9 protein-coding genes are annotated in these 9,142 nt (G+C 39.1%); 8 read left to right on the top strand and 1 reads right to left on the bottom strand.

The features are described from left to right. Nucleotides 1-5: 5 nt before the first annotated feature. The gene (locus QZR70_RS07255) at nucleotides 6-1,145 is read right to left on the bottom strand and encodes an Ldh family oxidoreductase (RefSeq protein ID WP_005379755.1); all 1,140 of its coding nucleotides are present in this window, start codon (nucleotides 1,143-1,145) and stop codon (nucleotides 6-8) included. A gap of 580 nt (nucleotides 1,146-1,725) precedes the next feature. On the opposite strand from QZR70_RS07255, the gene QZR70_RS07260 reads away from it, so the two are divergent. The 8 genes from QZR70_RS07260 (at nucleotide 1,726) to QZR70_RS07295 (ending at nucleotide 9,127) form a co-directional block, all read left to right on the top strand. Beyond that, nucleotides 1,726-3,732 (top strand): molybdopterin-dependent oxidoreductase, encoded by a 2,007-nt coding sequence (locus QZR70_RS07260; RefSeq protein WP_119207056.1) that lies wholly within the window; start codon nucleotides 1,726-1,728, stop codon nucleotides 3,730-3,732. Nucleotides 3,733-3,861: 129 nt separating this feature from the next. Further along, nucleotides 3,862-5,193 (top strand): branched-chain amino acid transport system II carrier protein, encoded by a 1,332-nt coding sequence (brnQ, locus tag QZR70_RS07265; protein ID WP_119207057.1) that lies wholly within the window; start codon nucleotides 3,862-3,864, stop codon nucleotides 5,191-5,193. Nucleotides 5,194-5,335: 142 nt separating this feature from the next. Beyond that, the gene (locus QZR70_RS07270) at nucleotides 5,336-6,409 is read left to right on the top strand and encodes an iron-containing alcohol dehydrogenase family protein (RefSeq protein ID WP_295794150.1); all 1,074 of its coding nucleotides are present in this window, start codon (nucleotides 5,336-5,338) and stop codon (nucleotides 6,407-6,409) included. 44 nt (nucleotides 6,410-6,453) lie between these two features. Then, nucleotides 6,454-6,690 carry a DUF1653 domain-containing protein gene (locus tag QZR70_RS07275; RefSeq protein WP_005385326.1) on the top strand — a complete coding sequence of 79 codons (237 nt, stop codon included), beginning with the start codon at nucleotides 6,454-6,456 and terminating at the stop codon, nucleotides 6,688-6,690. Nucleotides 6,691-6,698: 8 nt separating this feature from the next. After that, entirely contained in the window at nucleotides 6,699-7,475 is a 777-nt protein-coding gene (locus tag QZR70_RS07280) for an HAD family hydrolase (RefSeq protein WP_295794153.1), read from the top strand. A 228-nt stretch (nucleotides 7,476-7,703) separates the two neighbouring features. After that, nucleotides 7,704-8,345: a peptidylprolyl isomerase gene (locus tag QZR70_RS07285; protein ID WP_295794155.1), complete on the top strand. Its 642-nt coding sequence runs from the start codon at nucleotides 7,704-7,706 to the stop codon at nucleotides 8,343-8,345. Next, nucleotides 8,335-8,616: a GIY-YIG nuclease family protein gene (locus tag QZR70_RS07290; protein ID WP_105089768.1), complete on the top strand. Its 282-nt coding sequence runs from the start codon at nucleotides 8,335-8,337 to the stop codon at nucleotides 8,614-8,616. The genes QZR70_RS07285 and QZR70_RS07290 overlap by 11 nt, the downstream gene beginning before the upstream one ends. Nucleotides 8,617-8,668: 52 nt before the next feature. Next, on the top strand, nucleotides 8,669-9,127 hold the full coding sequence (locus QZR70_RS07295; protein ID WP_105089767.1) for a DUF1934 domain-containing protein: 459 nt from the start codon (nucleotides 8,669-8,671) through the stop codon (nucleotides 9,125-9,127). Nucleotides 9,128-9,142 lie beyond the last annotated feature (15 nt).

Genomic DNA, 9,142 nt, shown 5'->3' on the forward strand with positions numbered 1-9,142 from the left:
AGGTATTAGTAGTTACCTTTGAACATTGTAGCAGGAGCTTCTGGTACATAATCGCCGAAGTAGGATTTGAAGTCTAAACCTAATTCATTGCAAAGGTCTTGAACTTCAAGCATTGTACCGTTAAGTACAGGGATGCCTTCAGCTTTAACTTTAGCAACAGATTCATGTTCTTTTTCGCCATGAGTGTAGATACGGTCTTGACCTTGAGCTTTAGGAGCTTCACGTAATTCTTGTAAGAATTGGGAGAAGTGTTTTTTGATTTCAGCTGGGTCACCGAAGAATTCAGGGTTGATAGCCATGAAGCCGTGGCAGATGTTGGATTTACCGCCAACCATACATTTGTTGGAAGTACCGCCTTGAGACAAGATGGAGGAGAATAATTCAGCAATCATGCCGTTACCATAACCTTTGTGGCCGCCAAGAACTTCTGTAGCACCACCTAAAGGAAGGATACCGCCGCCTTCATGACGGGAGATGTTGCCCAATACTTCAGCTGCATCAGTGGAAGGAACGCCGTCTTTGTTAACAGCCCAACCATCTGGAGTAGCTTTGCCCATTTTGTTGTACATTTCAAGTTTACCACGAGTTACTACTGTAGTGGAGCAATCGAAGAAGAAGTCAACAGGATCAGCAGGTACAGTCCAAGCGATAGGGTTGGAACCAAGCATAGCTTTACGAGCATATACAGGAACCATGATTGCTTCGGAGTTTGTACAAGAGAAACCGATTAAGCCTTGGTCGGAAGCCATTTTAGCATAGTAACCAGCGATACCATAGTGGTTGGAGTTACGTACGGATACGATACCAACACCGGATTTTTTAGCTTTTTCGATAGCCATTTCCATAGCTTTGTGGCCCAACAATTGGCCCATGCCGTCATGACCGTCGATAACTGCGGAAATTGGAGTTTCTTTTACGATTTCAGGTTTTGCGTCGATTTTGATCAAGCCATTAGTGATACCTTTGTGGTAACGAACCATACGTTGCATACCATGGCTTTGAATACCGAACAAGTCGGAAGTCAAAAGTACGTCTTGGATGATGTCAGCTTCTTTTTCGGAGAAACCGAATTTTTGGAAAGCGTCCATGCTTAATTTTTTCAATGTTTCATAAGGGAATAACACAGTGTTTTTTGCGTCTGCCATCGTTAAAACCTCTTTTCAGAAAATATGTACCTGATATAGTAACTCCAAATTTAGATATCATGAAATTAAGATGATTTCTTATGAGCTCTATATCCTCTCAAATGACAATGTCAGTATAGCACAGAAAGATGTGAGATTGAATAGTCTTACAGTCTGAAACACATTACTAAATACGCATACGTACCGGTGATGTTTGTCACATATTCCTAGGGCAGTTACTGAAACAACTGATTATACCTAAAACTATATGGTTATGACTTTTAGTTATGATTGCATATTTTTTTTATAGATTTGCAGTATTTTTATAGAGCTTATTAGTATATCTGTTTAGGCTTTGAGTAAGAATGAGAATGGATAAATATCGATAAAACTTGAAATGTTCAGTATTATATATAAAAAATATTGATGAGTATATTAACGTATTGTGATAACTGAATGCATTGTTATGCAATATATGCAGTATTCTTAATCTTTACAAAGTTAGAAAATGTATTAAAGGTTACACTTATACAAAGGATGCTGTAATATAATATAAATATACATCCTATAGTTTATATAATTTATAAGCGAGGTGCTTATTTTGAAAGAATACAAATCAGTATGTCCATATGACTGTCCAGATGCATGTGGGCTCATCGTATCTGTAGAGAACAATAGAGTAGTATCTGTTCGTGGTAACAAAGATCATGCTTTTACCAGAGGCACATTATGCCCTAAGATGGCGCATTATGAACGAGTGGTTCATTCTCCGTTGCGTTTACAGTACCCAATGAAACGAATTGGTAAAAAGGGGGGGGGAGAAGATCAATATGTGCGTATCAGCTGGGATGAAGCATTAGATACTATCGTTAATAATTTTAAAGACACCATTAGTACTTATGGTAGTGAAAGTATCTTACGTTACTCCTATGCAGGCACTATGGGTGTTATTCAAAGTCCAGCAGCAGATTACTTTTTCCGCCGTATTGGGGCGACAGATCAAGACCGTGGTATTTGCTCTCCCGCTAAGCAGGCCGGTTTCCGCGCTGTTTATGGAGATACATTAGCTATTAAACCGCAAGAGGCACAACATAGTGATTTAATTGTTTTGTGGGGCATTAATGCGACTGCTACCGATGTTCATATCTTACATGATGTAAACGTGGCCAAAAAGAATGGTGCTCGTGTTTGGATTATAGATACCCATAAAACCTATACCTTTAATCAAGCTCATGAACATATTTACGTAAAATCTGGCAGTGATGGTGCTTTAGCATTAGGCATGCTTCATATTATCCATCGAGATGGATTAGCAGATATAGATTTTATTAAGAAACATGTTCAAGGTTATGATGAGCTTGTAAATGATGTGTTGCTTGATTTTACACCTGAAAAAGCATCTGAGCTTTGTGGCGTTTCCGTAGAGCGTATGACCGAGTTTGCTCATGCATACGCTAACGCTAAGGCTCCATTTATACGTCTTGGCAGTGGATTGTCACGCTATGGAAATGGTGCCATGAGTTGTCGTGCCATTAATGCATTACCTGCTGTAGTTGGCGCTTGGCAACACCTAGGAGGTGGTTTGCTATCGAGTGCCAGCGGCAGTAAGTTTGTTGGCAAAGAAGTGATGCAGCAGGCTCATGTTGCTGCACCAGCTAAGCGTTTGATGCCTATGATTAAACTTGGTAAAATGCTTACAAATCCATCAGGTACAGCAGTTCATAGCCTTTATGTGTTCTCTAGTAACCCTGCTATAACAGCGCCTGATCAAAATGTAGTACGAAACGGTTTGATGAGAGATGATTTGTTTACAGTTGTTCATGAACGATTCTTTACCGACACATGTAAATATGCGGATATTATTTTACCGGCCACTACATCTGTAGAACATGATGATATATATAACTCTTATGGGCACTATACCATCGGAACTGGCTATAAATTAATCGATCCTGTTGGTGAATCTAGATCCAATTGGCAAGTGATTTCTGAGTTAGCTAAACGAATGGGGCTTCAAGATGAATTCTTTAACCTTAGTGAACGGGAGCTAATAGAACAAATTGTTCGTACATCTAGTCGTATATCTGAGGTCGATCAAGATGTAATCTTACAAGGTGAACCTGTAGAGATGACATTGCCTGAAAATTACAAATTAGATTTTAAAACGCCATCTGGAAAGATTGAATTATATAATCCGCATGATGTGGAACCATTAATTCGTTATTTGCCACCATATGGAGATAATGCACCGTTCTGGCTCATCATAGGTAATGATATTCGTATTTTAGATTCTAGCTTCTGTGAACTTGAGTTTGATGATCCTGAGCTTATGAAACTACGTATCAACCCTGAAGATGCAAAGGTATATAACATTAATGATGGGGATGAAGTAGAAATCTATAATGATCGTGGTAGCGTAAAAATTAGAGCTTACTATGATGAAGAGGTACAACGAGGTACATTAGTAACACTTGGCGTGTGGTGGCAATCACAATCTAGTGATCCTAATGTAGGTATTAATGTACTTACAGCAGATAGACCTACGGATCAAGGTTGGGGTAGCACATTCTATGATGTGCAAGTTCACATTAAAAAGGCGGATGTTTAATTTCCTTTACTTATAGGAATAATATTATGCTGATATATCATAACAAGGATATTTTTATTGCATACATATCCTCATTAGGATTATAATAGTAATATTATTTTTATATATAACCTGAAGGGGGTTACGTTTATGAATGGTAATGATAAATTATCTGCCCGTGCCTATTGGGCTATAGGCATGATGTTATTCGCCCTATTCTTTGGGGCAGGGAACTTGATCTTCCCAGCGGCCTTAGGTCAACATTCTGGTGATAACGTAGGTTGGGCTTTGCTCGGCTTCGTATTAACAGGTGTAGGCCTTCCACTATTAGGTGTTGCAGCGATGGGGTACTCCTCCTGTAAAGATGTTGAAGAACTTGCGAGCCGTGTTCATCCGATTTATGGCTTGTTGTACACAATTTCTCTTTACTTGAGTATCGGTCCAATGTTTGCGACGCCACGTACTGGTACTGTAGCTTATGAAATTGCAATTAAACCTTTCACAGAAGGTTTAAGCATGAATATGGAACCAATTTTCTTGGCATTATTCTTTGGTGTTTCTTTGTGGTTATCCATTAGTCCACAAAAGCTTGTTAATCGTATCGGTAATATTTTGACACCAGCATTACTACTTGTAATTCTGTTGTTAATTATTAAATCCTTTATGACTCCGCTAGGCGGCTATGCAGTGCCACAACCAGCTTATGGTGATGCACCTACAGCTGTGTTGCAAGGTTTCTTGGACGGCTATAATACGATGGATGCGTTGGCTTCCGTAGTATTTGCTATTCTTGTAATCGACTTTGTACGTCTTAGCGGCGCTACATCTCGTGCGGTTATTACAAAAACAGTAATGGAAGTAGGCGCTATTGCTGTAGGTCTTCTCGGTATTGTTTATGTATTTATCGCTAACATTGGTGCTACTAGTGTTGAACGCTTTGGTTTGTTTGATACAGGTGCTCCTGTGTTGTCCGTAAGTGCTAACTACTTGTTCGGTGAATTCGGTCAAATTATCTTGGCTATCATCGTTCTTCTAGCTTGCTTGTCTACAAGTATCGGTCTTATCACTTCTTGTGGTACGTACTTCCACAAGTTGACACCGAAGATTAGCTATAAATTATATGTAGTAATCTTCTCCGTAGCAGCATTTGGTCTTAGCATGTTCGGTTTGAAAACAATCATCAGTGCAGCGATTCCAGTGTTGATGCTCTTGTATCCGTTAACGATTGTAATCATCTTGTTGGCACTTCTTCACAATGTGTTCGGTGGTCGTCGTTGCGTATACGCATGGACAATGGCTTTCACAATGATCTCTGCTCTTATGACTGGTCTTGAAACGGCAGGTATTGCACCTGCTGCATTGGAACAGCTCTTTACTCAATACATTCCATTCCAGGCTGCTGGGATGGGCTGGGTGAGCTTTGCGGTATTAGGCTTCGTTGTAGGTCTTATCCATAAAGGTCTTGTGTCCGAAAATAAATAATATCATTAATGGTTCTATACTTTCGTTTTTGGTGAAAGTATAGAACCTTTTTGTGTCTTCAGGGTTGTCATATAAAATTGATTTTGTGAGTAGAAGTTTCTATAATAAGAATATAGATAATGAAAGAAGGAAGGAAGATTTTATGCGTAGTACTCATTGTTTACCTAGTTATAGTTTTGGCGGTCATGAGGTGTTTAACGCTATTCCCAAATTTACAAAATTATATGGTAAGTCTGTAGCTATCATCGGTGGTGAGACAGCTCTTTCTAAAGCTTTGCCACACATTCGTCCAGTGCTTGATAAAGCAGGGATTAAAGTGCTAGATATTATTCACTTTGGTGGAGAGTGTACTTTCGCTCGAGGTAAGGAAATTGCACAAATGGCTTCTGTAAAAGATGCGGACTTTATATTTGCTGTTGGTGGTGGTAAGGCCATGGATACGGTAAAAGTAGTAGCTCTAGAGTTAGATGATAAACCATTCTTTACAATTCCGACCATTGCCTCTACTTGTGCTGCAACGTCAGAAGTAGCAGCTGTATACACTGCAGAGCATACTTTTGATGACGTAGCCTTTGTAAATCATCCTCCTGTGCACTGCTTTATTGATGCTGATATTCTCGTAGAAGCGCCAAGCCGTTACTTGTGGGCGGGAATGGGAGATACTATTGCAAAACACTATGAAACTCATCTTTCTGCTCGCAATCGTGAGCAAGATTATAATACTCAGTTAGGCCTTACTCTAGCTTCTATGTGTAGTGAACCAATTTTAGTACATGGTATACAAGCCTATAAAGACAGTCAAGCTAAAAAACGTAGTGATGCATTTGATACCATTGCTATGACTGTTATCTTTACTACCGGTATTGTATCGGGTTGTGTTCCTATGGCATATAATAGTAATATGGCTCATGCTGTATGTTATGGCTGTGTTACTAATAAAGAAACAGAAGAAAACCATTTGCATGGTGAAATGGTAGCATATGGCTTACTTATTTTGTTAACCGTTGACCAACAAATGGATGAATTACAACGGTGGTTGCCAATATACCGCGAATTAGGTTGGCCTACTAAACTTTCACAGTTAGGTCTTACTGCATCGCATATTCCTCAAATTGTTGAAAAGGCTACATCTGTTCATGATATTGATGTATCTCCGTACAAAATTACTGCAGATATGTTGACTAAGGCTATTCAATATATGGAATCTCTTGATTAATATAATTTGTAACCGTTTGTGTATGTTATGTGATGAGGTTATAAATGCGAAAAATTGTAAAGGGTGGCTTATATCGTCATTTTAAAGGCATGTACTATTATGTGTTAGATGTTGCAACTCATTCGGAAACGAGTGAACAGTTCGTAGTGTATCAAAAATTATATGATCAACGTGACTTATATGTACGACCACTAGATATGTTTTTGAGTGATGTGGATCAAGAAAAATATCCTGATGTAGAACAAAAAGAACGGTTTAAGCTAATGAGCGGACGTGATTAGGAGGGCCTGTGGAACAGAAGTTTTTCTTTTTCGATATCGATAATACATTAGCTGTATGGCCAGAAGGTAAAATCCCTGACAGTGCTCAATATAGCTTAGATGAATTAAAACGCCGTGGCCATCGGGTAGCACTAGCGACAGGCCGTATCCAAGTAGATGCAAAGCGCTTTGCGGAACAAGCGGGGCTTACAGATTTTGTAGCAGATGGCGGTCATAGTGTGACCGTTAATAATGAATTAGTATCCATGATAGGTATGGATCGTGATGCGTGTATAAAGTATTTGGAGTACCTAGAATCCCACAATATTCCTTGGGCTGTAACAGATCGGAATAAATTAGGACGAATTACGCCGTATAAAGAAATTTTAGATTGGCATCCGAATTGGGATGTATTTAAAACGACAGTAGACCCTAATTTTGACTTTCATAGTGTAGAAGAATTTTACAAGATTTATGTGTTCTTCAAAGAAGGGGAAGAAGAGGAGAAAGAAATTGAGCATATGACACACAAGCTTATTCGTTATGGTGATGGCTGTGTTTTATATGAACCAATGGAAAAAGCCTTGGGTATTCGCAATATGCTGGATTATTTTGGCATGAAGCCTAATCAAGCTGTTGTCTTTGGCGATGGGTATAACGATTTATCCATGTTTAGACCGGAATGGCTTAACATTGCCATGGGGAATGCACGTGCTGAATTAAAAGAAAAAGCCGATTATATCACTACCGATTGTGATAAGGACGGTATCTATAATGCGTGCAAACATTTCAAGTGGATTGATTGAGTTCTAATGTCCTCATTGTAGACTAAAAAACTGAACAATTTGATGGTAAATAATGACTGATCTATAACTGAAAGTATAAGGTTATATAAATTGGTAAATTTAATAATTATTTAAACCAAATTTTCTCTAAAACATGATATACTAAAAAAGAGCCGCTCACGGGTTGAGCGGCTTTTCTATGTGAATTTTACATACATGTTAGTATAAACAATATATTTTGGGGGAACTATGAACTGGAAACGCTTAGCTTTATGCGCAATGTTGGGGATTACAATGCTTGGTACAGCAGCTTGTGGTACAAAAAGTGGGGAACAACCACAAGGTAATACTGTAAAAGCAGAAACTGTAACCATGCCTAATTTCTCTAATGCGCCAATCGCTGATGAGTATGCTATTTTTGATACAAATTATGGTCAATTCAAAGTTCGTTTGCTAGGTTCTAAAGCACCTATTACGGTAAAAAACTTTGATTATTTAGTAAAAAAAGGTTTCTATAATGGTGTTACATTCCACCGCGTTATTGAAGGCTTTATGATTCAAGGTGGGGATCCAGATGGTACAGGTGCTGGTGGCCCTGGTTATACCATTCCTGATGAGTTCTCCAACGATTTACACTTCAATAAAATGGGCGTCCTTGCTATGGCGAACCGTGGTCCTAATACAGGGGGGTCTCAATTCTTCATTACCTTGGGGCCTACAGACTGGTTAGATAATAAACACACTATCTTTGGTACTGTAGTACAAGGTATGGATGTAGTTGAAAAAATCGGTAAAGTTAAAACTGGTCGTAATGATAAACCAGTAGAACCAGTCATCATCAATACTATTAGATTAGAACCGATTACTGACGATGCAAAAAATGGCAAATAAAGATGCTAAGTCTGAAGAGCGACACTATGTGTATTTAGTGCGTTGTGCAGATGATTCTTTGTATTGTGGGTGGACTACCGATCTTGAGCGTCGTATGGAGGCTCATAATGGACATGTTCCAGGCGGTGCGAAATATACTCGCGGGCGACGTCCTGTTACGTTGGTATATTCTGAAAGCTTTTACAATAAACAGGACGCACAACGTAGAGAATATGCCATAAAACAGATGACAAAGACTAAGAAATTGCAACTCATTGAGGGTGCAAAATAGTCCTTAATTATGGTATAATATGATGATTAATTACTGCCATGGAGGTTACGAAATGAAGCGGGTTCTAGTGTCCGTAAAAAGTGTACAACGAGATATGGACGGCAAGGATACCGTAGTGGAGCTGATTTCCCCTGGTACGTCACATAAAAAGGGTAATACACAATATGTGCGTTACGAAGAATCTAGTGTGACGGGCATGGATGGGGTTAAGACGACCATTAAAATCCATGATGATTCAATTGTGCTGCTTCGTACAGGAGCGGTCAATATGCGCCATCAATACGTCCGTGGTGAAGAGCGCGAGTCCGTGTATGAAACGCCGTATGGCGATTTACACATGGCCGTAAAAACTCATGAATTAACAGTAGACTTTCACGAAGGCGTAGGTCATGTTCATTTAGGATATGATATTTCCGTCGAAGGTGAATGGCAATTTTATAATCAGTTAGATATAGACGTGCGGGAGGATACAGAGCATGGACATGAAGGAAATCCTGAAATCGGGGATTGAACAGGCATTACAAGA

This window comes from uncultured Veillonella sp., from assembly GCF_900545205.1.
GTDB lineage: Bacteria > Bacillota > Negativicutes > Veillonellales > Veillonellaceae > Veillonella.